The 24,925-nt window shown below is 72.9% G+C and carries 20 protein-coding genes; 12 read left to right on the forward strand and 8 right to left on the reverse strand.

Translation table 11 applies throughout. The features are described from left to right. Nucleotides 1-114 precede the first annotated feature (114 nt). Nucleotides 115-1,230, reverse strand: a complete 1,116-nt coding sequence (locus ACXET9_RS04225; protein ID WP_457885129.1) for a hypothetical protein — start codon at nt 1,228-1,230, stop codon at nt 115-117. 46 nt (nt 1,231-1,276) lie between these two features. Further along, complete coding sequence (locus ACXET9_RS04230) at nt 1,277-3,733, reverse strand: DNA gyrase/topoisomerase IV subunit A (RefSeq protein ID WP_457885130.1); 2,457 nt, start codon at nt 3,731-3,733, stop codon at nt 1,277-1,279. A gap of 113 nt (nt 3,734-3,846) precedes the next feature. Between ACXET9_RS04230 and ACXET9_RS04235 the strand changes: the two genes are divergently transcribed. The 3 genes from ACXET9_RS04235 (at nt 3,847) to ACXET9_RS04245 (ending at nt 8,415) form a co-directional block, all read left to right on the forward strand. Further along, the gene (locus ACXET9_RS04235; RefSeq protein WP_457885132.1) at nt 3,847-6,564 is read left to right on the forward strand and encodes a bifunctional acetate--CoA ligase family protein/GNAT family N-acetyltransferase; all 2,718 of its coding nucleotides are present in this window, start codon (nt 3,847-3,849) and stop codon (nt 6,562-6,564) included. Nucleotides 6,565-6,668: 104 nt separating this feature from the next. Further along, nucleotides 6,669-7,250, forward strand: a complete 582-nt coding sequence (locus tag ACXET9_RS04240) for a DUF5998 family protein (protein ID WP_457885134.1) — start codon at nt 6,669-6,671, stop codon at nt 7,248-7,250. 4 nt (nt 7,251-7,254) lie between these two features. After that, entirely contained in the window at nt 7,255-8,415 is a 1,161-nt protein-coding gene (locus tag ACXET9_RS04245; protein WP_457885135.1) for an alkaline phosphatase family protein, read from the forward strand. A 90-nt stretch (nt 8,416-8,505) separates the two neighbouring features. On the opposite strand, the gene sepH is transcribed toward ACXET9_RS04245, so the two are convergent. Then, nucleotides 8,506-9,894 carry a septation protein SepH gene (sepH, locus tag ACXET9_RS04250; protein ID WP_457885137.1) on the reverse strand — a complete coding sequence of 463 codons (1,389 nt, stop codon included), beginning with the start codon at nt 9,892-9,894 and terminating at the stop codon, nt 8,506-8,508. A 318-nt stretch (nt 9,895-10,212) separates the two neighbouring features. Here sepH and ACXET9_RS04255 point away from each other — a divergent pair, with 318 nt between their 5' ends. Next, complete coding sequence (locus ACXET9_RS04255; RefSeq protein WP_457885139.1) at nt 10,213-10,512, forward strand: DUF4193 domain-containing protein; 300 nt, start codon at nt 10,213-10,215, stop codon at nt 10,510-10,512. Nucleotides 10,513-10,657: 145 nt separating this feature from the next. On the opposite strand, the gene ACXET9_RS04260 is transcribed toward ACXET9_RS04255, so the two are convergent. Next, nucleotides 10,658-11,248: a DUF3093 domain-containing protein gene (locus ACXET9_RS04260; protein WP_457885141.1), complete on the reverse strand. Its 591-nt coding sequence runs from the start codon at nt 11,246-11,248 to the stop codon at nt 10,658-10,660. A 73-nt stretch (nt 11,249-11,321) separates the two neighbouring features. On the opposite strand from ACXET9_RS04260, the gene dut reads away from it, so the two are divergent. The 5 genes from dut to acnA all read left to right on the forward strand — a co-directional run bounded on the left by dut (nt 11,322) and on the right by acnA (nt 18,078). After that, on the forward strand, nt 11,322-11,831 hold the full coding sequence (dut, locus tag ACXET9_RS04265; RefSeq protein ID WP_457885142.1) for a dUTP diphosphatase: 510 nt from the start codon (nt 11,322-11,324) through the stop codon (nt 11,829-11,831). A 2-nt stretch (nt 11,832-11,833) separates the two neighbouring features. Then, nucleotides 11,834-12,565 carry a DUF3710 domain-containing protein gene (locus ACXET9_RS04270; RefSeq protein ID WP_457885859.1) on the forward strand — a complete coding sequence of 244 codons (732 nt, stop codon included), beginning with the start codon at nt 11,834-11,836 and terminating at the stop codon, nt 12,563-12,565. After that, entirely contained in the window at nt 12,562-13,344 is a 783-nt protein-coding gene (locus ACXET9_RS04275) for a DUF3159 domain-containing protein (RefSeq protein ID WP_457885144.1), read from the forward strand. Before ACXET9_RS04270 ends, ACXET9_RS04275 begins: the two co-directional genes overlap by 4 nt. A 168-nt stretch (nt 13,345-13,512) precedes the next feature. Then, complete coding sequence (locus ACXET9_RS04280) at nt 13,513-14,835, forward strand: class I SAM-dependent RNA methyltransferase (protein ID WP_457885146.1); 1,323 nt, start codon at nt 13,513-13,515, stop codon at nt 14,833-14,835. 444 nt (nt 14,836-15,279) lie between these two features. After that, nucleotides 15,280-18,078 carry an aconitate hydratase AcnA gene (gene acnA, locus ACXET9_RS04285; protein WP_457885147.1) on the forward strand — a complete coding sequence of 933 codons (2,799 nt, stop codon included), beginning with the start codon at nt 15,280-15,282 and terminating at the stop codon, nt 18,076-18,078. Nucleotides 18,079-18,310: 232 nt separating this feature from the next. On the opposite strand, the gene ACXET9_RS04290 is transcribed toward acnA, so the two are convergent. From ACXET9_RS04290 to ACXET9_RS04305, 4 genes are all read right to left on the reverse strand, one after another. Then, complete coding sequence (locus ACXET9_RS04290; RefSeq protein WP_457885149.1) at nt 18,311-18,790, reverse strand: hypothetical protein; 480 nt, start codon at nt 18,788-18,790, stop codon at nt 18,311-18,313. A 244-nt stretch (nt 18,791-19,034) separates the two neighbouring features. Continuing rightward, nucleotides 19,035-19,832 carry an SDR family NAD(P)-dependent oxidoreductase gene (locus ACXET9_RS04295; RefSeq protein ID WP_457885860.1) on the reverse strand — a complete coding sequence of 266 codons (798 nt, stop codon included), beginning with the start codon at nt 19,830-19,832 and terminating at the stop codon, nt 19,035-19,037. 2 nt (nt 19,833-19,834) lie between these two features. Beyond that, nucleotides 19,835-20,116 carry a hypothetical protein gene (locus ACXET9_RS04300; protein WP_457885151.1) on the reverse strand — a complete coding sequence of 94 codons (282 nt, stop codon included), beginning with the start codon at nt 20,114-20,116 and terminating at the stop codon, nt 19,835-19,837. A 143-nt stretch (nt 20,117-20,259) separates the two neighbouring features. Then, nucleotides 20,260-21,168 carry a LysR family transcriptional regulator gene (locus ACXET9_RS04305; protein ID WP_457885153.1) on the reverse strand — a complete coding sequence of 303 codons (909 nt, stop codon included), beginning with the start codon at nt 21,166-21,168 and terminating at the stop codon, nt 20,260-20,262. A 134-nt stretch (nt 21,169-21,302) separates the two neighbouring features. Between ACXET9_RS04305 and ACXET9_RS04310 the strand changes: the two genes are divergently transcribed. Genes ACXET9_RS04310 through ACXET9_RS04320 form a run of 3 tightly spaced genes read left to right on the forward strand, consistent with a single transcriptional unit; the run spans nt 21,303 to nt 24,765 of the window. After that, on the forward strand, nt 21,303-22,340 hold the full coding sequence (locus ACXET9_RS04310) for an alcohol dehydrogenase catalytic domain-containing protein (RefSeq protein WP_457885155.1): 1,038 nt from the start codon (nt 21,303-21,305) through the stop codon (nt 22,338-22,340). Beyond that, on the forward strand, nt 22,337-23,683 hold the full coding sequence (locus ACXET9_RS04315) for an MFS transporter (protein ID WP_457885156.1): 1,347 nt from the start codon (nt 22,337-22,339) through the stop codon (nt 23,681-23,683). Before ACXET9_RS04310 ends, ACXET9_RS04315 begins: the two co-directional genes overlap by 4 nt. Beyond that, nucleotides 23,680-24,765: a flavin monoamine oxidase family protein gene (locus ACXET9_RS04320; RefSeq protein WP_457885158.1), complete on the forward strand. Its 1,086-nt coding sequence runs from the start codon at nt 23,680-23,682 to the stop codon at nt 24,763-24,765. The genes ACXET9_RS04315 and ACXET9_RS04320 overlap by 4 nt, the downstream gene beginning before the upstream one ends. Nucleotides 24,766-24,925: the final 160 nt, after the last annotated feature.

A 24,925-nucleotide genomic window follows, 5' to 3' on the forward strand; every position in this document is an offset into this window, starting at 1 on the left:
CCGCGGGCGCGGCCGTCTGTTGCCGCCCGATGCCCTCGGCTCTCGGCTCTCGGCCCTCGCCCTGCGTGGGCCTCAGTGCTCAGCTCCGAGCGCTCAGCTCCGAGGGCGCAGCGCTCAGCCCTCGGCGGCGGCCGCGTGCTCGTCGACGCCGGCGGCGGCCGCCGCGACCATGCGGATGAACAGGAGCAGCCAGACGTAGACGATGACGGCGGCGCCCATCTCGAAGGCGGTCATGTTCAGGTAGCCCGGTCCCAGGTACAGCACCACCGCGGTGAGCAGCAGCCCCAGCGCTCCGACGGTGACGGGCAGCAGCGCGCCGGGGAGGCGCCGCAGGAGGGCGGGCACGACCAGCAGGGTGATGCCGAAGACGATCACGAGGGTCTGGGCGACCACGTCGTGCCAGAGCACGCTCACCGTCCGCGAGATGAGCGCGACGAGCGCGACGAGGACGCCGAGGGCGGTCAGCAGGGTGCTGACGACGGTCGTCTTCCAGCGGGGCTCGCCGGCGGCCGCGGCCCAGCGCGAGAGGTCGTGCGCGATCAGCTCGGCGACCACGACCAGTGCGGCGCCGGTGAGCAGGAGCGTCATGTTGAAGATGAGGCTGGCCGTGTCCTCGCCCTCGCCGAGCTCGGAGAAGTACCGCTCCCACCAGTAGGGGTCGGGGGCGTTCATCGCGCTGGTGAGGACTCCCACCGTCATGAACACCGCCAGCAGGGTCGCGAGCGAGCGGCCGTCCAGGGCGGAGACGGCGGCGGAGATGACGTAGCAGGCCGCGCCGGTGGCCGCGGCGACCCAGAAGGCACCGGCGAAGCGATCCAGGGCGACGCCCACGAAGGCCGACTGGAAGACCCCGAACAGGGCGCTGACGAGGAAGAGCCCCAGCACGCCGAACAGGAGCGAGAGCCCGATCGTGTCGATCGTGCGCCGCACCCGATGGCGCCCGTGCGGGAAGGCGAGCGCCTCGGGGGCGAGCACCGTCAGGACGAGCGCCGCGGTGATGCTGCCGCAGGCGAGCACGGAGACGGCCGCGACCTGCCCGATGGAGCCGGCTCCGCCGAGAGGGGCGGTGCCGCGCAGCACGATCGCGCCCACGATCGCACCCACCACGGCGCCGGCCCCGCCGAGACGGACATGGAGGGTCTCCGCGCGGGACGCGAGCGAGACGAACGCTGAGCGAGGAGCGCGCGGAGCGTGCGGGGGCCGGGGTGCGGGCGGGGCGGAGGAGGTCACGGGAGCATCCTGCCGCGCTTCGCCCGCGCTGTCTGCCCCGTCCCGGTCAGCCGACTGCGGCGATCGGGACGGCGACGGGCGTGCCGGAGCCGTCGCGGCGGCCGACCGGCTCGGGCAGGTCGATCGGCTGGCCGGCCTCCGAGCAGGCCCGTGCCGGATGGGCGACGACCCAGGCGCCGATCAGCGCGTCCTCGCCGCGGAGGAACCGATGACAGCGGACGCCGCCGGTCGCACGGCCCTTCGCCGGGTACTCGGTGAAGGCGGAGATCTTCAGCGATCCCGTCTGCAGGGTGGGCAGGGTCGCGGAGCTGCCGGCGATGGTGACCACGTCCGCCGGGGCCGTCACGTCGATCGCGCCGAAGGCGATCACGCGGGCTCCCGCGGCCAGCTTGATGCCGGCGACGCCGCCGGCCGCACGGCCCTGCGGACGCACTCCCGAGGACGGGAAGTGCAGCAGCTGCGCGTCGGACGAGATCAGGACCAGATCGAGGTCGGCGTCGTCCTCGAGGTCGACGACGCCGACGACCTCGTCGCCCTCCTTCAGCGTGATGATCTCGAAGCCGTCGGCCTTCGGGAAGTCCAGCTGGACCCGCTTGACGACGCCCTGGCGGGTGCCCAGGGCGATCGCACCGCCGCGCTCGATGTCGGCGCCCTCGGTGCGGATCAGGCCGATCAGGCGCTCGCCCGGAGCGACGTCCACGAGATCCGCGAGCCGCGTCCCGCCGGCGAGCGAGGGGGACTGGGCCGTCGGGGCGAGCGTCGGCAGGTCCACGACGGACAGGCGCAGCACGCGCCCGGCGCTGGTCACGGCCCCGACCTCCGAACGGGTGGAGGTCAGCACGTCCGCCACGATCACGTCGTGCGCGGAGCGGTTCGCGTCCCGCAGGATCGCCTCGTCGCCCGCGACGCGCGCGACGAGGCCGGTGCCGCTGAGCAGCACGCGGCAGGGCTCGTCGGCGACCTCGAGCGAGGCGCCCGCGACGATCGCGGGCTGGTCGGCGGCCTCGAGCAGCACCGTCCGGCGCGGTGTCCCATGCTCGGCGGCGACCTGGGCGAGCTCCGAGGAGACCAGGGCCCGCAGCACCGTCTCGGAGCCGAGGATCTCCTGCAGCTCCTCGATCTCGCGGCGCAGCTCGTCCCGCTCGGTCTCGAGGTCGACCTGCGAGAAGCGGGTCAGACGGCGCAGGCGCAGCTCGAGGATGTACTCGGCCTGGCGCTCCGACAGGTCGAACACGCTCATCAGCCGCGTGCGGGCCGCCTCGGCGTCATCGCTCGTGCGGATGATCTGGATCACCTCGTCGATGTCGACGATCGCCAGCAGCATGCCCTCGACGAGGTGGAGCCGGTCCTGGCGGCGGCCCAGACGGTGCTCGGTGCGCCGGCGCACCACATCCAGCCGGTGGGCGACGAACACCTCGAGCAGCTGCTTGAGACCGAGGGTGCGGGGCTGGCCGTCGACGAGGGCGACGTTGTTGATGCCGAAGGACTCCTCCAGCGGCGTGAACCGGTACAGCTGCTGGAGGACGGCCTCGGGGTCGAAGCCCGACTTCACCGTCAGCACGAGCCGCAGCCCGTGGTGGCGGTCGGTGAGGTCCTGGTAGTCCGTGATGCCCTGGACCTTCTTGGACTGGACCGCGTCCCGCAGCTTCTCGGCGACCTTCTCGGGGCCCACCTGGTAGGGGAGCTCGGTGACGACGATGCCCTTGCGACGGCTGGTGACGCTCTCGACCTTCGTGGTCGCGCGCATCTTGAACGAGCCCCGGCCCGTGCGATAGGCGTCACGGATGCCGTCCAGCCCGATGATCCGACCGCCCCCGGGAAGATCCGGTCCCGGGACGAAGCGCATCAGCTCCTCGAGGTCCGCCTCCGGATGGTCGATCAGGTGCCGCGCCGCGGCGATGGTCTCGACGAGGTTGTGCGGGGCCATGTTGGTCGCCATGCCCACCGCGATCCCGGCCGCGCCGTTGACCAGCAGGTTCGGGTACTGCGCCGGCAGCACCTCGGGCTGGGTGAGCTGATTGTCGTAGTTCGGCACCATCTCGGCGACGTCCTCGTCGAGCGAGGCGGTCAGCAGCTGCGCCGCCGGGGCCGGACGGGCCTCCGTGTAGCGGGCCGCGGCCGGCCCGTTGTCGAGCGAGCCGAAGTTGCCGTGGCCGTCCACGAGAGGGAGGCGCATCGAGAAGTCCTGCGCCATGCGCACGAGCGCGTCGTAGATCGCGGTGTCGCCGTGCGGGTGGAGCTTGCCCATCACCTCGCCGACGACGCGCTGGCTCTTGACATGCCCGCGGTCGGGCCGCAGACCCATGTCGTCCATCATGTAGAGGATGCGGCGCTGGACCGGCTTGAGGCCGTCGCGGGCATCCGGCAGCGCGCGGGAGTAGATCACCGAGTACGCGTACTCGAGGAACGACGTCTCCATCTCGCTGGTGACGTCGATGTCGACGATGGTGCCGTCGACGGCTTCTTCCTCGGGGGTTGACGCGGTGCTTCGTGATCTGGCCATGGAGGACATCATGGCGCATGACCCCGACCGCCCTGCGCTCCGATCCGCCCCGCCGGGGCGTGAGACCGGTCAAACCCGCGACCGCAGCACCCTGCGGCGATAGGATCCCGGACATGGCGGAGAGGCATGGCGGGCGACGGACCGGGCGACGGGGCTCCTCCGCCGCGTCCCGATCCCATCCGGCCTACCCTGCCCACTGGGAGGCGGACATCGCGCTGCGCGACGGCTCCGCCGCGCATCTGCGGCCGATCCGGCCCCAGGACGCCGCCGCGCTCGCCGAGTTCCATGAGCGCCAGTCCGAGAACTCCCGGTACCTGCGCTTCTTCGCGCCGATGCCGCGCCTCTCCCCGCGCGACCTCGAGCGCTTCACCGTCGTCGACCATCGCGACCGCGTCGCCTTCATCGTGCTCGTCGGCGAGGAGATCATCGCCGTCGCCCGCTACGACCGCACCGGGGCCGACGAGGCCGAGGTCGCCTTCAACGTCTCCGACGCCCGTCAGGGGACGGGCGTGGGATCGGTGCTCCTCGAGCACCTCGCGGCGGCGGCCAGGGAGCGGGGCATCGCGGTGTTCACCGCCGAGGTCCTCCCGCAGAACACGCGCATGATCAACGTGTTCACCGATGCCGGCTTCGACGTCCGCCGCACCCTCGACGACGGGGTCGTGCTGGTCTCCTTCCGCATCGACCCCACCGCCCGCTCGCTCGCGGTGATGGCCGAGCGCGAGCACCGCGCGGAGGCCCGGGCGATGGAGCGGCTGCTGCACCCCTCCTCGGTGCTCGTCGTCGGCGCCTCCACCCGGGCGGACTCGCCGGGAGGCCGCTTCCTCGCATCCCTGGACCGCTCCGGCTACCGCGGCGTCGTCCACGTCATCGCCCGCGACGCCTTCGAGCTGCGCGGCCGGCGCGCGCAGGCCCGGATCTCCGACGTCGTCGGGCCGGTGGACCTCGCGGTCATCGCCCTGCGCCGCGAGGCCTGCCTCGACGCGATCGACGAGTGCGCCCGCATCGGCGTCGGCAGCGTCGTCATCCCGACCGAGGGACCCTGGGACGACGACGAGGGCCGCCGCCTGCAGCGCGAGATCGTCGCCCGCGTCCGCCTGCACGGCATGAGGCTGCTGGGACCGGGCTCCTTCGGCTTCCTGCGCACCGACGCGGAGGACCCGCTGAGCGTGTCCCTCTCCCCGGCGATGCCCCGGCCGGGCTCGATCGCCCTCGCCGGGCAGTCCAGCGCCCTCTCCGCGATGCTCCTGGCCGGCGTCGACCAGCGGGGCCTGGGCATCCACGAGTTCGTCGCCGTCGGCAACCGCGCCGACGTGTCCCTCAACGACACCCTCCAGCACTGGGAGGACGACGAGCGGGTCGACGTCATCGCGCTCGCCCTCGAGTCCATGGGCAACCCGCGCAAGTTCACCCGCATCGCCCGCCGCCTCACCCGGCGCACCCCGCTGATCGTGCTCCGCCCCCCGGGCCTGCACGTCAGCGGCACCCCGGGCCATGACGTGCGCCCCTCGACCCTGCCGCGGCGCGCCCTGGACCAGGTGCTGGCCTCCGCCGGCGTCGTGCGCACCGGCAGCGTCGACCACCTCATGGACGTCGTCGACGCCATCGGCCGCCAGGGCCTCCCGCAAGGGCCCCGCGTGGGCCTGCTCTCCAACACCGCCGCTCTCGGCGCCGCAGTCCGCGGCGCCGCCGACGAGGTCGGCATGCAGGTCGTCGTCGACAACCGCAGCGTCCCCCTGGGCACCGATCCGCGACTCGTCCAGCGCGCCTTCACCTCCATCGCCGGCCCCGGCCACGCGGACCTCGTCATCGCCGGGATCCTCGACCCCCTGACCTCCGACCCGGTGGACCAGCTGCGGGAGATGGCCGTCGTCGCCCGACACAGCGAGGTCGCCCTCCTCGTCGTGCTCATCACCACCCACCAGCGCATGCAGGAGGTCCAGCGCGCCGTGCGGGAGGACCCGACGCTGCCCCCGGTGCATCCCACCGCCTTCGACGCCGTGCGCGCCGGCGCCGGGATGCTCGCCGCCGCCCTCCGCCCCGCCGTCGACGAGGAGGAGCCCGCCCGACGGGACGACATCGACCTCGCGGCCGCCCGCGAGATCGTCGACGCCCACCTCCCCGACGAGGCCGGCACCCAGCGCGCCCTCGACCCCGAGGCGACCGCCGCGCTGCTGCGCTCCTACGGGATCCCCGTCCCGGTGAGCGCCCCCGCCGGCACCGTCGAGGAGGCGGCGGAGTCGGCCTCCCGGATCGGCTACCCGGTCGCCCTGAAGAGCACTGACCCCGTCCTGCGTCACCGCACCGACCTGGGCGGCGTGCGCCTGGACATCGAGGACGAGGAGCAGCTGCGGCACGCCTTCGGCCGCATGCGGCGCGACCTGTCCTTCTCCGGCGCCGAGCTCGAGGTCCAGCAGATGGCCCCCGCCGGGGTCCCGATGGTCGTGCGGAGCGTCGAGGACCCCTCCCTCGGCCCGGTCGTCTCCCTGTCCGTCGCCGGCGACGCCACGGACCTCCTCGAGGACATCGCCTACGCCATCCCGCCGTTCAGCGAGCAGGCCGCGGCGCAGCTCGTCGACGCGCCCGCGAGTTCCGTGAAGCTGCGCGGCCTGCGCGGCCTGCCCGCGGCGGATCGTGCCGCGCTCGCCGACGTGGTGGTCCGGGTCGGCCTGCTCGCCGAGGACCATCCGGAGATCGCCTCCCTCGAGCTCTATCCGGTGCTGGTCGCCCGGGAGGGCGTGACCGTCGTCGGCGCGAGCGCGACCGTCGCGAAGGCCCCGAACCGCACCGACGGCAGCCGTCGCGCGCTCGCGGGACCGGCCGGCTCCTGACCGACGTCCGCGGCGCACCGCGACCGCCTCCGGCGCGGGGCCGGCACGGGTCCGACGCGTCCGGTGCGTCCGACGGGCGGCGGCCTGCATGGGAGACTGGGGGCATGACCTCCGAGCTGCCTGCGAACCTCATCGCCGATCTCGAGACCGCGGGCTACTTCCCCCAGACCGCCGCGCAGAGCGTGAGCCTCTCGTTGCGCGGAGCCTCCGTGCTCGCTCACCTGGTGCGGCCCGAGACCACCTTCGACGGACCCGAGGTGCGTCGCCACCTGACCGTCCTCGTGCTGACCCCGACGCACCTGCTGGTCACCCATCTGGACGATGATCCGGCCGATGCGCTCAACCCCAGCCAGGTCGTCTCCACGACGGAGCGGATCCGCCTGCGCCGGATCACCGGCACGGGCCTGTCGCAGGTGTTCGACACCGACGGCTCCCGGGTCCCCGGCGAGGAGGCCGAGATCACGATCGGGCTCACCTGGGACGGCACCCGCCGGATCGATCTCGAGCGGGCGATCTGCGAGGACCCGTCGTGCCAGCTCGACCACGGCTACACCGGCACCACCGCCCCCTCCGACCTCGCCCTGCGCGTGAGCGCGCTGGCGGACGGTCCCGACGCCGTCCAGGCCGCGCTGGCCTTCCACGGGCGCCTCGTCGATGCGGTCGACGAGCTCGACCAGGGCCGCTGAACGCATGGCCGGCATCGTCGATCCCGTCGATCCTGCGGGTCCCGGCCTTCCCGACGGATGGCCCTCCGATCTCCTGCCGCCGCCCTTCGCCGGAGGCGCCCGGCCGGAGCTCCTCGACGTGCTCGCGCCGCTCGCCCCGGCGGAGACCGTCGGTCGCGATGTGGTGGTGCTGCTCGACGGCGTCGGTGCGGAGCTGCTGGCCGCGCATCGCGCGCTGACGCCGGTGCTGCGACGGCTCGCCGACGAGACCCGCGCGGTGCGCACCGTCTTCCCCTCGACGACGGCCACGGCGATGGTCTCCCTGCATACGGCGAGGCCGCCCGTCGAGCACGGCGTCATCGGATGGGTCACCCATGACCCCGCCACGGGACTCGCCCTCAACCAGATCCAGGGGGACCGGGCGGTGGATCCGCTGCGGTGGATGCCGCTGACGACACCGGTGGAGGCCTCCGGCCGGCGGGCGTTCCAGGTCGCGCCCTCCAAGCATCAGGGGTCGCACCTCAGCCGCGTCGCCTATCGCGGATGGGGATTCGTCGGCCACGGCGCGCACGATCGCGCCGATGCGACGGTGATCGCCGTCCGCCGCGCAGGGCCTGACGGACTCGTCCACCTGCACGTCGACGACGTCGACCATGCCGGCCACGTGCACGGGGTCGACAGCGAGCCCTGGCGCGCCGCGCTGGCGGAGGCCGATGCGCTGCTGGGCACCCTCCTGCGCCGTCTCCCGGCGGGGACGCGCCTGCACGTCACCGCCGACCACGGGATGGTCGACACGGATCCCGCGCACACCGTCGACCTCGCCGACCATCCCGCGCTGCAGGATCTCGCGGTGACGGTCGCCGGGGAGTCGCGGGCGCTCGCGCTGGGAACCCGAGGCGCCGAGGAGGCCGCGGCCCTCGAGGCGGGGCTCGCCGAGCTGCTGGGGGAGCGGGCGCTCGTGCTGGGGCGCGAGGCGCTGCTCGCCGCCGGACTGCTGGGACCGCCGGGGCGGCGGCCGGGCGCGGAGATCTCCGGGAGAGTGCCGGACGTCGCCGTCCTCGCTCGCGGACGCTGGATCGTCGACGACTTCAGCCGTCGCCCGGAGTCCGCGCGACGACTGGTGGGCGTCCACGGCTCGCTCACGAGCGCCGAGGCGCTGATCCCGTTGCTGCGCACGACCGTCTGAGACGCGCGACCGTCCGACCCTTCCGGACGGGACGAGGAGCCCGGACGGAGCCTGGGGACGGGGGCGCAGGGAGCGCCCGTCCGCCGGAGCTCAGTCGTGCTTGGAGCCGAAGACGATCTCGTCCCAGCTGGGGATCGAGGCCCGCTTCGACCGGGACTTCGCCGGCTTGCGCGCCGGTGGCTCGCGCCGTTCGCCGTCCCCGGCACGGCCTTCGTCATCGTCCCCGCGGTCGTCGCGTGCGGCACGTGCGCTCCGCGCACGCCTTCCCTCGGCATCCGAGCCGTCGGCATCCGAGCGCTCAGCATCTGAGCCCTCAGCCTCCGCGTCCTCGGCATCTGCGCCGTCGGGAGCGCTGCTCGCGCGGTCGTCGGCGGACGCGAAGCCGGGGAGGGCCGTGAGATCCACGGTGTCCTGGTGATGCAGCGCCGCCCGGGCGGGCGAGGCGGACGACGCGGAGGAGGCGGACGGTGCTGAGGGGTCCTCCCCGGAGGAGACGCGCGCGGCGCTCTCGTCCTCCCGGCGCTCGTCGACGCTCCGGTCGGCCTCTCCGCCGGCGCTGCGAGCGCCGTCGGCGGCATGCTGCTCGTCGGCGCCGTCGACGCTGCGGCGCTGCCAGCGCGGGGAGAGGGGGCTGGCGGGGCGGTCGTCGTCGGCCTCCTCCTCGAGGGTGGACCAGACCGTCGCGGCGTCGGAGCTCTCCGTCTCCGGCGGCGGGACGGAGCGGAGGCCGCGACGCGCGTTGAGCGCATCGAGGTCGGCCTCGCTGAAGGAGCGGTCGGGCGAGGACGAGGCGGAGCGCCGGGCGGGCGAGCCCCCGCGGCGGATCCGGGGGGCGCCGTCGTCGAACTCGCCGTCGGCCTCCACGTCGTAGACGCTGGTCTTGACCGCCATCAGGCGGGCCCGGCCGCGGACCGGCTCCGGGGGAGCGTTCTCGTCGCTGATCCAGCGGGCTTCGTCATCGACCGGCGAGATCGTGCGGGCGTCGAGATCGGCGACCCAGTGCGCCTGCCGGGTCCGACCGGCCGCGGCGAAGGTGAGCTCGAGGGTCCAGGTCCCGTCCGTGCGCCGCCAGGCATCCCAGAGGACGTCCTGCGAGGCCTGCCGTGCGGTCAGCCGCTCGGAGACCACGGTCGCCAGGTCCGGCCCTCCGCGGCCGACGGGGAAGGTGCGGGCGCGATGGGCCGTCCACTCGCGCTCGGCGATGACCGGGCCCTCATAGCGCCGCACATGCTCCACGGCGACCTGGTGGGCTTCCGCGATGTCCTCGGCGCTGCGACCGGAGCGCAGCATGATCTGGATGTCCCGAGGGCGCAGCGGTGCCGGCTCCCCGGTGCGGACGGCGCCCAGGGCGGGCCGGTCGCGGCGGACCGCGGCGCGCAGCGCCTCGTCGATGGGCAGGGCGTACCGCTCGCCGTCGGAATCGACGAGGACGACATGCATCCCGTCGTCGTGGATCCCGTCGAGTTCGAGCTCTCGCATCGTGGTCCTCTCGGTCGAGCCGGCTCGGGTGCGCCCAGGGCGTCTGGCACAGGACCCTAGCGCGCCGACCTCCGCGCTCGTGGGACGCGGCCCTCGACGCTCCGGCGCCCGGAGGTCGCGGAGATCCGGAGCGCGGGGGACGCCGGCCGCGGAACCGGAGGCTCTGTGTTGTCCGACCCATCCGCTTCTGCAATAATGCCGCCGCATTCGGCGTTGCGATGCGAACCGGCCCGGGTAGGGAGTAGGCGCCTCCTTCGCGCAGCATTGCCCCTCGCACCAGGTCGGACGACCTCATGGACAACCAGGAACGGACCGTAGATGGCCACTGATTACGACGCCCCGCGCAAGAACGACGACGAGTCGAACGACGACTCGATCGAGGAGCTGAAGGGCCGACGCAACGAGGCCGCGACTCCCGCGGTGGACGAGGACGAGGCCGAGGCCGCCGACTCGTACGAGCTGCCGGGTGCGGACCTCTCCGGCGAGGAGCTCTCGGTGCGGGTCCTCCCGCGCCAGGCCGACGAGTTCACCTGCGCCAGCTGCTTCCTCGTGAAGCACCGCAGCCAGATCGACCACGTCGAGGGCACGCTCATCATCTGCAAGGACTGCGCCGCCTGAGCCGACGCCCCCGGACGACTCCGGAACCCTGAACGGCGCCCGCCCCCTGCTGAGGGGGCGGGCGCCGTTCGTCGTTCGTCGTGGAGGGCGGCTCCGGCGCGTCGCGCGGGGCCGAGAGGCGTGGGCGGCCTCGAGGACGGGGGCGTCAGGCCGTGCGGCCCGCCCGCTGGCGGGCGGCGCGCAGCGCCAGCGCAAGATCCGCGGGGGCGCGGGAGGACAGCACCCAGGCGGTGGTCGGATCCTCCTCGTCCTGCACCTCGACGCGCAGGCCCCCGTGGATCCAGCCGCGGGTGCAGTGATGGGCGAGCGGGTCGAAGCCCGTGCTCATGGTCCGATCCCAGTCCTCGCCCTCGACCGTCTCCGGCTCCCCGAGATAGGCGACGTCGATGCTCGCGCGCCCGGCGGAGAGACGGGTCCCCTCGACCAGCAGCAGGGGGCTGGCGCCGATCCCGACCGCGATCATCGCGCCGATCCCGACGACGCCGACGATCACCGAGGCGATGGTCGACAGCGGCACGATCACCACGCCGAACAGGGCACCGAACGCGATCAGTACGACCCAGGTGCCGATCCCGGGCGTCAGGCGCTCGCGGTACGCCGGAGCGTCGGCGAGGGGCGCCGCCGAGGACGAGGAGGCGGCAGGCTCCTCGGGCGATGCGGCGCCGGCCCCGGAGGACGATGCGGGGGACGGCGCGGGTGAGGAGGTCAGGGGGGAGTCCCCGGCTGCAGCGGACATGGGGTCATCGTCTCATGCACAGCCTGGACGTCCGATGGAGCGAGCGCGGGCGCGGAGCCTCTAGTCTGGGGCCATGTCTGCTGTGACCCCGACGGGCGCCGCGCTGCGCGCGGCGGACCCGGAAACCGTGCCCGACCTGCGCATCCGGCTCGAGCCGGGCGCTCCGCTGCCGTCCCGCGCCCATGCTGACGATGCGGGCCTCGACCTCGTCAGCGCGGAGGACGTCGAGATCGCCCCCGGCGGGCGCGCGCTCGTGGACACGGGCATGGCCCTCGCGCTCCCAGCCGGGACCGTCGGCCTCGTGTGCCCGCGCTCGGGCCTCGCCGCCAAGCATGGCGTGACGGTCCTGAACGGTCCCGGCATCGTCGATGCCGGCTATCGCGGGACGATCCGCGTCGCGCTGCACAACACGGACCTCGAGCATCCGGTCTCCCTCGTCCGCGGCGACCGCATCGCCCAGCTGGTCATCGTGCCGTTTTTCGCCCCGGCGCTCGCGATCGTCGACGAGCTCGAGGACACCGAGCGGGCCGATGCCGGCTTCGGCTCCACCGGCGGGCACGCCGCGTCGACCCGGGAGGCATGAGCATGGGACTGTTCTCCCGCAAGGGCCGCAGGAGCGGCGCCGACGACACCGCGGATCCGACGACGGAGGCAGGCGCCGGAGCGTCGGCCGACTCCTCGTCGGCGGACGCCGCGAGCTCCGCGGCCGCGCCCCGCGAGGGCGGTCCCTACGACGAGCACGATGCGCCGGAGGCCGACCGCATCGACCTCGGCGCCCTGCAGGTCCCGACGGTCGAAGGCCTCGAGCTGCGCATGGAGGTGGACCAGCGGACGAACGCCGTCACCGGCGCCAACCTCGTCCTCGACGGCTCCTCGATGCAGGTGCAGGCCTTCGCCGCCCCCAAGTCCCGCGGTCTGTGGGACGAGGTGCGCGGCTCGCTGCGCGACTCCGTGGTCAAGCAGGGGGGCACCGCCGAGACCCGGGACGGCGTGTTCGGCAAGGAGCTGATCACGCGCCTGCCGGTCAAGCGCGCCGACGGCCGCACCGGCTACCGTCCGGCCCGGTTCATCGGGGTCGACGGGCCCCGCTGGTTCCTCCGTGCGATCCTCACCGGCAAGGCGCTCGGGGACGCGGACCAGTCCGCGCGCTTCGAGGAGCTGCTCTCGCAGATCGTGGTCGTGCGCGGCGGCGAGGCGATGGCGCCGCAGGAGCTGATCCCGCTGCATCTCCCGGGCCAGCGCCCGGGGCTGATCCCGCAGCGGGCGCAGTCCCTCGACCCCCTCGAGCGGGGTCCCGAGATCACCGAGATCGGATGAGCGCGACGTCCGAGCGCCCAGACGACGCTCATCGGGCCGGCGGCGACGCCCCGCAGGCCGGCGGCGAGACCCCGCGGGGCGGGGGAGCACCCGGGAGCGGGCTCGGCGGCGTGCTACGCCAGGAGCAGTTCTCCGTGTCCGACGCCGTCGGCGGGCCGCGCGGGATCGCCGAGTCCGTGATCCCGACGCTGCTGTTCATCGTCCTGTTCGTCGTGACCCGCTCGATCACCGTCGCCGCGATCGCCGCGGTCGGCGTCGTGGTCATCGCCCTGGTCGTGCGGCTCGTCCAGCGGCAGAGCCCGGCCGGGGTCCTCGGGGGCCTGATCGGTGTGGTCCTCGGAGCGGTCCTCGCCATCCGCTCCGGCGACGGCACGGACTTCTACGCCCCCGGCATCGTCATCAACGCGGTCGCCCTCGTGCTGATCGGGGTCTCGCTCGCGGCGCGCCGGCCTCTCGTCGGCCTCCTGGTCGCGATGCTGGATCCGCGCATGGAGGACTGGGCGCAGGACCCCGACGCCCGCCGCGTCTACACGCGGGCCACCGTCCTGTTCGCCGGGCTGTACGCGGTCAAGCTGGCGGTCCAGATCCCGCTGCTGCTGACCGGGCAGGTCGCGGCGCTCGGGGTGGCCAAGCTGGTCATGGGCCTGCCGGCCTTCGCCCTGCTGGCCTATCTCGTGTGGCTCATGCACCGGGCCCTGCTGGCGCGGCGCGGGCACGGGAGCCCGACCGCCGAGGATTCCGCGGATCCCGAGGGACCCGAGGGCCCCGAGGAGCCCTGATGGCCCTCGACATCCCCCGCCCCGCTCGCCGGGAGGGTCGCGATTCGATGCCGATCCGCCCCGAGGATGCCACCGCTGTCCGTATCGCGGTCATCCGTCTGCGAGACTGATCGCCGAATACTGCGCGCGCACGCCGCGGCTTCCCGCCGCGGAGGAAGGGAGCGGGACATGAGCCCCGATGCTGACGGGACGATGGGCGGAGCGCCCGCCGACGGTCGACTCCTCACCCTGACGGTGGGCCCTCCGGCCGCCGGCGGCACCTTCGTCGCCCGCCATGAGGGGCGGGTGGTCTTCGTGCGCGGCGCCGCCCCCAAGGAGACCGTGACGGTCCGCCTGCTCGACGATCCCGAGGCGCAGGCGTCGGCGCGCTACTGGCGCGCCGAGGTCATCGAGGTGCTCGAAGCGGGCGTCGACCGCGTCCCCACGGTGTGGGACGAGGCCGGCGGCGACGGCGTCGGCGGCGCGGAGTGGGCGCACATCGCGCTGCCCGCCCAGCGTCGGATCGCCTCCGAGGTGATGCAGGAGCTGCTCGGGCGCGCGGGGGTGAGCAGCTATCCCCTCGACCAGGTCCAGGTCGAGCCGGCTCCGCATGACGTCGACGGCCTGGGGTGGCGGACCCGCGTGCGCTTCGCCGTCGACGCCGACGGACGGGTGGGCATGCGCGGCTGGCGCTCGCACGACGTGCGCGACGTCGGCGAGAACCCGCTCGCGGCCCGGGCCATCCGCGACCTCCGGCTGGGGGAGTGGACCGCTCCCGAGGGCACCGAGGCGATCGATGCGATCGCTCCCTCCACCGGTCCGGCGGCCGTGGTGGTGATCGGTCGGGATCTCGATCCGGAGACCCTGGTGATCCCCGAGGCCTGGGGCGATGCCGACGTCTCGGTCCGCACGGCGCGCGGGATGGTGCCGGTGCGCGGCGACGGCATCGTCCGCGAGCGCGTCGGGGAGCGGCTCTTCGAGGTCGGCGCGACCGGCTTCTGGCAGGTGCACCGGCGGGCGGCCGAGCTGCTCAGCGAGGTCGTCGGGGCCGTCCTGAAGGCGCCCCGCGGCGGCAGCGTCTGGGACCTCTACGGCGGCGTGGGGCTGTTCGCGGCGGTCGCCGCCGAGCAGGTCGGCGTCGAGGGGAGCGTGATCACGGTGGAGGGCAACAGGAGGGCATCCGCCCATGCCGCAGTGAACCTCGAGGACCTCCCGCAGGCGTCCACGGCGACGGCCGACGTCACCGACTGGGTGCGTGCGCGCCGCGGCGGCGTGGACGTCGTCGTCCTGGATCCTCCGCGAGCCGGAGCGGGACCGGAGCTCATGGAGCTGCTGACCTCCACGGTGCGTCAGCGCATCGTGTACGTCTCGTGCGAGCCGGCGACCCTCGCCCGCGACCTCGTGGTCGCCGAGAAGGCCGGCTGGCGGATCGCGGACCTGCGCGCCTTCGACCTCTTCCCGCACACGCATCATGTCGAGTCGGTGACCGTGCTCGAGCGCGCTGCCTCCTGAGGCGAGCGCACCCGAGGTCCTGAGGCCGGCGCGCCTGCGGCGGGGCCGTTCCGGAGCGATCCGGGGCGGCCCCGCCGTCGTCGTCGGAGCGGCGCCGGGGTCCGCGGCGAGGCGGGTCCGGCGTCGTCGCGCGGGGGACCGAGCGCCATCCGCAGCATGATCACCGAATTGCGCGAGGAGGAAGTTCGGAAATGGCTGAGGGTCACCTTCTTGAATGCGGACCGCGAGATCCATCTCATGCCGCGCCTCGGCGTTCCGCAGAACCCGCAAGGGCGGGGCATGGTACAGTTATCTTGACGTCAAGATAGTTGATCGGCGACGATCCTCGATGCATCTGCCGAGGTCACGCGGGCCGCAGCCCGGCAGTCGCGCCGGGGCGGCCATGGATGCTGTGAAGCCGATTACGATGGACGAGTTCGCCAATCCATAGAAGGAGCGTGCCCAGTGAGCACAGTCGACTCATTCTCCGCGAAGCAAGAGCTCAGCGTCGGAGGAACCGACTACGAGATCTATGCGCTCGACGCCGTCGAGGGCGCCGAGAAGCTGCCCTACAGCCTGAAGATCCTGCTGGAGAACCTGCTGCGCACCGAGGACGGTGCCAACATCACGGCGGAGCACGTGCGCGCTCTCGCCGCCTGGGATCCCGCGGCGGACCCGTCGGTGGAGATCCAGTTCACCCCTGCCCGCGTGATCATGCAGGACTTCACCGGTGTGCCCTGCGTGGTGGACCTCGCGACGATGCGAGAGGCCGTGCAGGACCTCGGCGGCGATCCTGAGCGCATCAACCCGCTGGCGCCCGCCGAGATGGTCATCGACCACTCGGTGATGATCGACGTCGCCGGCCGCCTCGACGCGCTCGAGCGGAACATGGAGCTCGAGTACGAGCGCAACCGTGAGCGCTACCAGTTCCTCCGCTGGGGCCAGACCGCCTTCGACGACTTCAAGGTCGTGCCCCCGGGCACCGGCATCGTCCACCAGGTCAACATCGAGTACCTGGCGCGCACCGTCATGACCCGCGAGGTCGCCACGGGCGAGGGCACCGTCCTGCGGGCGTACCCGGACTCCTGCGTCGGCACCGACTCGCACACCACCATGGTCAACGGCCTGGGCGTGCTGGGCTGGGGCGTCGGCGGCATCGAGGCCGAGGCCGCCATGCTCGGCCAGCCGGTCTCCATGCTGATCCCGCGCGTCGTGGGCTTCAAGCTCACCGGGCAGATCCCGCCGGCCGCCACCGCCACCGACGTGGTGCTGACGATCACCGAGATGCTGCGCCAGCAGGGCGTGGTCGGCAAGTTCGTCGAGTTCTACGGCGAGGGCGTCGGCCAGGTGCCGCTCGCCAACCGCGCCACGATCGGCAACATGAGCCCCGAGTTCGGCTCGACCTGTGCGATCTTCCCCATCGACGAGGTGACCGTCGACTACCTGCGCCTGACGGGCCGCTCCGAGGAGCAGCTCGCCCTCGTCGAGGCCTACGCCAAGCGCCAGGGCCTGTGGCATGACCCGTCGGTCGAGGCCCAGTACTCCGAGTACCTCGAGCTCGACCTGTCCACGGTCGTCCCCTCGATCGCCGGCCCGAAGCGCCCGCAGGACCGCATCGTCCTGACCGAGGCGAAGGAGTCCTTCCGCCAGGTGCTCCCGGCCTACGCCGGTCACCCGGAGCGCGTCGCCGACAGCGGTGACGTGGCCGGCACCTTCCCGGCCTCGGACCCGGCCGCGCAGGATTCGGACAACGACTCCGGCGGCCGTGCCGTCGAGCACGCGTCCGTCCGCGGTCGCGCCTCGCAGCCGACGCCGGTCAAGGGCACGGACTTCTCGATCGATCACGGCATCGTCTCGATCGCCTCGATCACGTCCTGCACCAACACCTCGAACCCGTCCGTGATGATGGCCGCGGGCCTGCTCGCCCGCAACGCCGTCCAGCGCGGCCTGACCACCAAGCCGTGGGTGAAGACCTCCATGGCTCCGGGCTCCCAGGTCGTCACGAACTACTACACGAAGGCCGGCCTCTGGCCCGACCTCGAGCAGCTCGGCTTCCACCTGGTCGGCTACGGCTGCACCACCTGCATCGGCAACTCCGGCCCGCTGGCGCCCGAGATCTCCGAGGCGATCGCCGAGAACGACCTCGCCGTGACGGCCGTCCTCTCGGGCAACCGCAACTTCGAGGGCCGCATCAACCCCGACGTCAAGATGAACTACCTGGCCTCCCCGCCGCTGGTCATCGCCTACGCGCTCGCGGGCACGATGGACTTCGACTTCGAGAACGACCCGCTGGGCACCGATGAGGACGGCCAGGAGGTCTACCTCAGCGACATCTGGCCCAGCCCGACCGAGGTCGAGCAGGTCATCGGCGAGAACATCACCCAGGAGATGTTCTCCGAGGACTACAAGGACGTCTTCTCCGGCGACGAGCGCTGGCGCGGGCTGGAGACGCCCGAGGGCGCCACCTTCGCGTGGGACGACGACTCCACCTACGTGCGCAAGCCCCCGTACTTCGAGGGCATGGGCGCGCAGCCGGAGCCGGTCCAGGACGTCACCGGCGCGCGCGTGCTCGCCAAGCTGGGCGACTCCACCACCACGGACCACATCTCGCCGGCCGGCGCGATCAAGGCGGACTCGCCCGCCGGGCGCTACCTGCGTGAGCACGGCGTGGAGCGCAAGGACTTCAACTCCTACGGCTCGCGCCGCGGGAACCACGAGGTCATGATCCGCGGAACGTTCGCGAACATCCGCATCAAGAACCAGCTGCTCGACGGCGTCGAGGGCGGGTACACGAAGAACCTCCTGACCGGCGAGCAGGAGTTCATCTACGACGCCGCCCAGGCCTACGCGGAGCAGGACATCCCGCTCGTGGTCCTGGCCGGCAAGGAGTACGGCACCGGCTCCTCGCGCGACTGGGCCGCCAAGGGCACCAAGCTCCTCGGCGTCGAGGTCGTCATCGCCGAGAGCTTCGAGCGCATCCACCGCTCGAACCTCATCGGCATGGGCGTGCTGCCGCTGCAGTTCCCCGCCGGCGAGACCGCCGACTCCCTGGGGATCGACGGGACCGAGACCTTCTCGTTCACCGGCATCACCGCGCTGAACGAGGGCACGACGCCCAAGACGGTCGCGGTCGTCGCCGAGAAGGCCGACGGCACCACCGTCGCCTTCGACGCTGTCGTGCGCATCGACACCCCCGGCGAGGCGGACTACTTCCGCAACGGCGGCATCCTGCAGTACGTGCTGCGCTCGCTCGTCGCCGCCTGACGGCGTCGCCGGCCGCGCGCGGTCCTCGGTGAGGGGACGGGGCGCGGCCGGTGCATCGTCCGAAGGAGATCGCCCCGCCCGGCAGTTCCGGGCGGGGCGATCCCGCGTCTGCGGAGGTTCAGCTCGAGCATGGCGTCCTCGGCGTCCTCGGCGTCCTCGGCGTCGTCGATGCCGAGGGCGTCCTCGTCCCTGCAGCTGCCGCTGCTGGTGAGCCGGTGGAGCGTCCCGGCGATCAGACGTCCAGCCAGTCCATCGCGAAGCCCTCGATCTGATCGCGCGGCAGGACGATGGCGTACCGTCCGTCGGGGACGCGCTTGCGGAAGCCCGCGATGAGCACGCCGATGTCGGGGAGGAGGACTCCCTTGCCGCCGCGGCCCTCGACGGACCGCTCGCGCGCGAACAGCTCGTCGAAGCCCGCCGTCGAGAGGATCTCGATGCCGTCGTGGAAGACGGGGACGTACGCCGCACCGCCCAGGCGCTCGGTGACGGCCCTGCCTCTGCCGGGCTTGAACACGTAGATCGCGGTGAGGGCGCCGGACTCGTCGTCGAACTCGTACTCGGTCGCCCCGCGGACCTCCGTCGTGATCTCCAGAATGCGGTCGTGCGAGGAGCGATCCGGCGGTCCGGCGACCGCAGCGACCTGGGCGGGACTCATCCCGAACCGCACGTCGTCGACGCCCTCGAAGGGGATGATCCGATGGCTCTGCAGCATGGGGCGCCCTTCCGTCGCGGATATCGGCGCCAGCCTAGCGGGGTGATCAGCCGAGCTGGTCGGCCGGGCGGAGCAGGACCTCGTCGATGACCAGGTGCCGCGGCCGCGCGAGGACGAAGGCGAGGACCTCCGAACGCTCCGATGCCGGGCGATCCCGACCGCCTGAGCAGGACGACGCGACGCACCGCACCCGCCCCCGCGACCAGGTGGTGCGCGGGGGCGGGTCCGGCGTCCGGAGGACGGATCAGCTGCGTCCGGCCATCACTCCGCCGTCGGCGTCCCAGATCGCACCGGTCACCCAGGCGCTCTTCTCGGACAGCAGGAAGGCGGCGATCTCGGCGATCTCCTCGGGGATGCCCACGCGGCCGAGCGGATGGAAGGAGTCGAAGCCGCTGATGGCCTCGTCGACCTCGTCCGCGGGGATGAACCCCTCGTAGATCGGCGTCCGCACGACGGCCGGGGCGATCGCGTTGACGCGGATCCGGTGAGGGGCGAGCTCCATGCCCAGGTGCTGGGTCAGGGAGTGCAGTCCCGCCTTGGCCATCGAGTATGCCGACGAGGGCGTGGCGGCGACTGCCTGATGCGCCCACATCGACCCGAGGTTGACGATCGCCCCGCCCTCGCCGCGCGCGACCATGGTCGCCGCGACGGTCTGGGTGATGAAGAACGTCGCCCGATTGATGTCGAGGTAGGAGTCGTAGTCGTCCTCCTCGAGATCGAGGAAGGACTTCGGCACGAACACCCCGGCCGCGTTGACCAGCATCGTGGCGTCGGCATGCTCCGCGGTGAGCTGCTCGCGAAGCCGTGCGACGTCGTCGGGGTCCGTGAGGTCCGCGGCCAGAGCGTGCACGGCGTGCCCGTGGCGCACCAGGCTCTCGCGGGCGGTGTCGAGCTTCGCCCGATTCCGTCCGACGAGGACGAGGTCCGCACCTTCGGACGCGGCCTTCTCGGCGATGGCGAGGCCCATGCCGCTGGTGCCGCCGACGACGATCAGCGTGCGACCCGCGAAGGTCGAGGCGTTCTTCTCGTTCTCGGTGCCCATGGTCACGCGGTCTCGTAGATGCGGACCTGGGGCTCGGCCTGCAGCAGCGGGGACAGGCCGGCGACGACGTCCTCGGTGAACAGGGCGGAGGAGAGATAGGCCTCCGCCTGGGCGACGGTCTCGAAGCCGTGGAGGACCTGGACGTCCTCGTCGCGCACGAGGAGCTCCTTGCTCGTCGCGCCGGGCACGGTGTCGAGGAAGGGCTGCTTGTACTGCGTGTAGACGCCGGCGGCGGCCGGGCGGTCGCCCTCGTCGACGATCAGGGTGATCTGCAGATAAGCCATGGTGATGCTCCATCTCCTGGGGTCGGTTCCGGCCGGTGGACCGGCCGTGTGCCCTCCACGCTAGGAGCGGTGCGGCGTGCTGCGACAGACGAGAAGATCGAATATCGCCATAGGGAACATGAATGACGAAGGCGGCGCAGGGGTCAGGCCCGGGGCTGGACGAGCCGGTCGGCGAGGTCCTCGAGCTCGGCGGCGACCGGCGAGGCCGGATCCCAGACCGCCTCGTAGAAGATCTCCAGGATCTGGCCCTCCGGGTCGAGGAGCTCGCGGTGCGGCGCATCGGGGGAGGCGAGCTTGGACAGGGGGAGCATCGCGGATCCGAGTCCGAGATGGGACCACTCCTCGAGGACCCGGTAGCTGCCGGCCTCGCCGGGATAGGCGGTGGCCGGGATCTCATGATCGGCGATCAGGCTGCGGGTGAAGGTCGTCAGCCCGCAGGTGTCGGGCAGCATGATCAGCTGCCGACCGGCGAGCTCCTCGAGCACGGCGGGCCCGTGCCCGGTATGCGGCTCGACCAGGACCAGCGGCTCGGAATCGATCACCCGATGGGAGTAGCGCGGCATCGGCCCCACGGAGGGCACGACGATGAGGTCGAGGTCGCCGTCGACGAGGGATGCGCGCAGCTCCTCCATGTTGGCCTCGCGCAGGACCAGCTGGCGGTGCGCATCCTGCTCCTGCTCGGGTCGATCGCAGACGGCTCGATAGGCGCTGGCGACGAGCTTGGGGTTGATCAGCGGGGACACGCCGACCCGGACCGCCTCCGGAGCGGGAGCGTTCCAGCGGGTCGCCTCGGCGCGGACATCGTCCAGCGCAGCCAGCACATGGTCGATCCGCGGCAGCATCGCCGTGCCGAACGGGGTCGGCGTCACCCCGCGGGGAGAGCGGTCGAACATCTTCGCGCCGAGGCTCTCCTCGAGCGCGGCGACCCCGTTGGACAGCGCCGGCTGGGTGACTCCGGAGGCTCTCGCCGCGGCGCTGAAGGACCCGGTCTCCGCCACCGCTCGCACGTATCGCATGCCCTCGACGCTCATCCGTCTGTTCTGTTCAGCCATACGGAGATGTTATCGCCGGATTCGATCTCCTCCTCTACCGCGCTCGCGATCGCCTGCGTAGCGTCGCGGAGGATGGCCGCTCGTGCGGGAGCACGGGCCCATCGTGAGCAGGAGCATCGGAGGGAGGGAGCGCGGTGGGAACCACGGCGACGATGATGAGGGTCCGACGACCGGGCGGCGAGCTCCTCGCCGAGCAGGTGCACAGGGACGACCCCGCGGCCGGCTGGGTCGCGATCGAGGTCTCCGCGAGCGGGCTGTGCGGGGCCGACCTCGGCACCGCGGCCGCCGAGCACGCCTCCGCCCCGGTCACGCCCGGGCACGAGATCGCCGGGACGATCTCCGCGATCGGTCCTGCCGTGCGGGGATGGCAGATCGGAGACCGGGTCGCCGTCGGCTGGTTCGGCGGCGGGTGCGGACGCTGCCGCAGCTGTCGCACCGGCGACGTCGTCCACTGCCCCGAGCGCCGGATCCCCGGGATCAGCTACCCCGGCGGCTGGGCCAGCAGCGTCCTCGTGCCGGCCGACGCGCTGGCGCGCATCCCGGATGAGCTCGGCTTCGTCGAGGCCGCTCCGATGGGGTGCGCCGGCGTCACGGCGTTCAACGCCGTCCGCGGCGCGGGCGTCCCCGTCGGCGGGAGGCTGGCCGTCTTCGGCATCGGCGGCCTCGGCCATCTCGCCGTCCAGTTCGCCGCCGCCTCGGGGTACGAGGTCGTCGCGATCGCCCGCGGCCCGGAGCGCGAGGGCGCCGCGCGGGAGCTGGGCGCCTCCCACTACCTCGACAGCGCGTCGATTCCTCCGGGCGAGGCGCTCCGCGACCTCGGCGGGGTCGACGCCATCATCAGCACGGCGTCCTCGACCGAGCCCGTCGCCGAGCTGATCGCCGGACTGCGACCGCATGGGCGACTCGTGCTGGTCGGCGTCGACGGGGGCGCACTCGCCCTCCCCGTCGCGCCGATGGTCATGAACGCCCTGACCGTGACGGGCCATCTCACGGGCAGTCCCGCCGACACCGAGCAGGCCATGGGCTTCGCCGTCCGCCACGGCATCCGCCCGATCACCCGGACCGTCCCGCTCACCGAGGCTGCGACCGCCCTCCAGATGCTCCGCGACGGCGGTGCACGCTTCCGTCTCGTCCTCGAGAACATCCCCGACCCCAAGGATCCCCACGCATGACCACGACGTCCGCACTCCTCCGGCCACCTCGGAGCCGAGTCCAGCAGCGCACCATGATCGTGCTGGTGGTCATGCAGATCATCGGCACCATCGGCGTCGGGGTGGCCCCATCGATCGGCATCCTCATCGCCGGCGAGATCACGCAGGACGAAGCCTGGGCCGGACTCGCGCGCACCGCCAGCACGCTGGGCGCGGCCGTCATGGGCATACCGCTCGGCGCTCTGGCCGCCCGCCGCGGACGACGCGTCGCGCTCTCCAGCGGCTGGTGGACCGCCGCCGCGGGCAGCGCGCTGCTCGTCCTGGCCGCGCAGCGCAGCCTCATCGTGCCCCTGTTCATCGGCCTGTTCCTCATGGGAGCGGGTCTGGCGGTGAGCCTCCAGGCGCGGTTCGCGGCGACCGACCTCGCCGAGCCCCGCCAGCACGGCCGCTCCCTCGCCCTCGTGGTCTGGGTGGGGACGATCGGATCGGTCCTGGGCCCCAACCTCGCCGTGCCCGGCCGCCTGGTCTCCTCCGCCACCGGACTCGGCCTGTACGCCAGCGCCTTCCTCATCGCCGCCGCCTGCATGGCGATCGCCGGACTCGTCTCCTTCGCGCTGCTGCGGCCCGACCCGCTGCTGACGGCGCAGCGCGATGCCGCCTCGTCGGCCGCCGGACCGGCCGACGGCGCCGCTGCCGGATCGGCCGACGGCGCCACCGCAGGAGCGGTCGCCGGGCGCTCCGCCGCGCCGCCCGCCGGGGGCCGTCGGGCCGGCGCGCTCGCCCGGACGTTCGCCGAGCTGCGCAGGAACCATGCAGCCCGCTATGCGGTGGTGGCGATCGTGTCGGCGCAGATCGTCATGGTCTCGATCATGACGATGACCCCGGTGCACATCACCCATCAGGGCGGCTCGGTCGAGATCGTCGGGCTGACCATCAGCCTGCACATCATCGGCATGTACGCCTTCGCGCCGTTGGTCGGACAGCTCGTCGACCGCCTCGGCCACCGCGCCACGATCCTGATCGGCCTGCTGATCCTCCTCGTCTCGCTCCTCCTCGGAGCGGCTCGATCCGACGGCACCGGCTGGATCATCGCCTCGCTCATCCTGCTGGGCCTCGGGTGGTCGTTCGTGAACGTCGCCGGCTCCGCCCTGTTCAGCGCCGTCGTCTCCGCCGAGTCCCGTGCGGCCTCGCAGGGCGGCGTGGACGCCCTGTCGAACCTGTGCGGCGCGACCGCCGCCTTCGCCGCCGGGCCCCTGCTCGCCGCCACCTCGTTCCCGCTCCTGTCCGTCCTCGCGATCGTCGCCCTCGTGCCGCTCGCGGTCCTGGTCATCGCCCGCGCCCCGCAGAACGGGGCCGGATCATGAGGCCCGAGCAGAAGCCCCTCGGCGCCGACGTGATCGTCGTCGGGGCCGGCGCCGCCGGCCTCTCCGCGGCCGACGCGCTCCTCCGGGACGGGCACGACGTCCTCGTCCTCGAGGCCCGCGACCGCGTCGGCGGACGCGCCCGCTCCCTCGAGATCGAGGAGGGAGCGATCGAGCTGGGAGCCACCTGGTTCTGGAGCGACGAGCCCCTCGTCCGGGATCTGACCGAGCAGCTCGGCCTCGCCGTGTTCGCCCAGCATCTCGACGGCGATGCGATGTACGAGGGCCATCAGGTGCAGCGCCTGGAGGGCAATCCCATCGACGTGCCCGCCTCCCGCTTCGTCACCGGGGCCCAGGGCCTGCTCGACGCCGCCGCCCGACGCCTCCCCGACGGCGCCGTGCGTCTCGGCGAGCCGGTCGTGTCGATCGCGGTCGACGCGGCCGGCGCGCTCGTGAGCACGTCGGAGCACCGGTATCGGGCCGCGCACGTCGTCCTGGCCGTCCCCCCGGCGCTCGCGGTCGAGCAGATCTCCTTCTCGCCCGAGCTCCCGCAGCCCGTCCGACGCATCGCCGAGAGCACGGCGGTGTGGATGGGCGGCGTCGTGAAGGCCGTCGCCGTGTACGACCGGCCCTTCTGGCGCGCGGCAGGCCTCTCGGGCTCCGCGATCAGCCATGTCGGCCCCTTCCGCGAGTTCCATGACCACAGCGGCCCGGACGGCTCCCCGGCGGCGCTCTTCGCCTTCGCCCCGGCCGGAGGGCTCCTCGCGCGCGACCAGGAGGGGATCGCCGCAGCGCTGCGCGAGCAGCTCACGCGGATCTTCGGTCCCGAGGCGAGCCATCCGCAGGCGGTCCGTGCGGTCGACTGGAGCGCCGAGCGATACACCCAGCCCGCAGCCGGGAGCGCGGCGGCCACCAGCGGCTTCGGACATCCCGTCTACGACGAGCCGGTGCACGGCCGCATCCGCTGGGCGTCGACCGAGACGTCGCCCGTCCATCCCGGCCACCTCGACGGCGCGCTCGCCGCCGGGCTCCGCGCCGCCGAGGCCATCCGGCGTGCGCCCCGGTCGGCCGGCCGGGGCGCATGACGACGAGCATCCGGGCCGATCCTGCGCACCCCTGCGCGAGAGATCTGCACTGCGTTGCAGACGCCGAGAGGCACCCGTGAAACCCCGGTGAAGATGTGCACAGATGTGACCATGCTGGCCGTCGTCACTGGTCAATGCGACGTAGGGTGATGCCGTCCCT

Source organism: Brachybacterium netajii (SeqCode), from assembly GCF_054114245.1.